The 1,605-nt window shown below is 64.2% G+C and carries 2 protein-coding genes; both read right to left on the bottom strand.

What is annotated here, in order from left to right; all coding sequences use genetic code 11:
* Positions 1–366: 366 nt before the first annotated feature.
* Positions 367–1,386 (bottom strand): pentapeptide repeat-containing protein, encoded by a 1,020-nt coding sequence (locus ACTWPW_RS64105; RefSeq protein ID WP_443175026.1) that lies wholly within the window; start codon positions 1,384–1,386, stop codon positions 367–369.
* A partial coding sequence (locus ACTWPW_RS64100; protein ID WP_443175025.1) for a hypothetical protein occupies positions 1,383–1,605 on the bottom strand: 223 nt, incomplete at its 5' end. The genes ACTWPW_RS64105 and ACTWPW_RS64100, both read right to left, overlap by 4 nt.

The raw sequence follows: 1,605 nt of genomic DNA, 5'->3' as shown, positions 1-1,605 counted from the left end.
CACTCACCAGAAAGGTGCACCTGCTTCTGCAGCGGATATGGCTTCGACACCCGAATCCTTGCAGTTCAGGGGCACCTTTTCTCATGTTCTAGAGCACAGCTACCGCCCCGGCTGAATAGCTGAGGCTGGTGGTAGTAGCGCACCGTCTTCACCGTGGTGCCCGTCAGGGTCGGTCGTCAGCGGAGATCGTCATCGGCGCATTCAGACCCATGCGGATCTGAGTTCGGTCAACTTGGCCTACGTGAAAGAAGAGATCATCATCCTCTGACCTGCTGGAAGGGTCCGACAACCCTAGATATCCATCGCCTCGTGCGGAACTGATGTCAACGGTGAGCGGGCGTGGACCAGTCTGGTGGACTCGCGCCTTCACTCAGCTGGCTCGTCCCTGACTGCTAATTCGTCGTAGGTCCGGGGACGGATGGGAGGCAGCGATCGCGGCCGTGCGGGTTCGATCAAGGATGGTTCGAAACCATCGGGCCAGACGGTGCTCTCGTCGAAAACCACCCGCTTCAGGGAGGCGCCGGTTAGTACGGCTCCGCTCAGAGTGGCTCCGCGGAGATCGCTGTAATCGAGGCGGGCGCCACGAAGGTTGGCGTTGCGCAGATCGGCCTGGCTGAGATCGGTGGCGCGTAGGTCGATGCCCTCGGCGATGATGCCGGTCAGGACGGCGTCTCGTAAATCGGCCTGGTAGAGGATCGCGTCCGGGAGGATCGCGCCGGCCAGCCGTGCTCCGCTCAGATCCGCACGGGTCAGATCGACTCCGACGAGAGAGGATTCGGTTAGATCGCTGAAATGGAGATCGACATCGTGGAGGCGAGCGGAGGCAAGGTTGGTTTTGGGCAGGACCACCCGATCGAGAGCGAGCACCTGGCCTCTTACCGATGGGCGGCGGCCCAGGACAGTGAGCGCCGCGTGGAGGTCCGGAGCCCGGAGGGAGAGGTTGACCAACTCGTCGGGGGTCGCGGCCGTACGCTGGGCGTCTTGCGCGCTTCTCTGAGGGTGGCGGGTGCGGGTACCGATGAACGCGGTGAGAATCTCGCCGATGGCGCGGCGGTCGGCTGTGGAGAAGCGTGCGATGCGTTCCAGGGCGTAGATGCCGCCGAGCCGGACATCCACGCTGGGATCGCCCAGGTGGGCGATCCCAGCGGCGAACGATTCGGTGGCCTGACCGTGGCGGCCGAGCTGAAGCTGACGCCAGGTGAGGTAGGCACCCATCAGAAGGACCAGGCCGCCGACTCCCTGGAGTAGGGCTGTACGGATGTTGTTCACGGCGGCCGCGTAGTCGGCCGGAGGTTGCGCCGATCCCAAGTCCCAGGCCAGCAGGTGACGAGGCAGCAAGATGGCACAGGCAAGGGCGGCCATACCCAAGATTGCGGTGACGATCAAGGGAGCCGAGATCCGGTGGCGCCAGGACGCACCGACGCGGGCAATCTTGTCGGTTCGGACGGGGTGGCGGGGAAGCGGGGGCGTGCGATCTTCGGCTCTGGCCCGTAATCGGTGGTGGCACTGAGTGATCCCTGCCAGGCTGGGCCGTGCTGAAGATCGACGATCTTGCGGGTGTGGTATTTGCGGGGCTGTCTGCCCTGGTCATCGAGGCAGTAGAGG

It is taken from the genome of Nonomuraea sp. KM90 (assembly GCF_052246675.1).
Lineage (GTDB): Bacteria > Actinomycetota > Actinomycetes > Streptosporangiales > Streptosporangiaceae > Nonomuraea.
The sequence above is the reverse complement of the archived record's forward strand: the minus strand, read 5'-3'. Positions and strand labels throughout refer to the sequence as shown.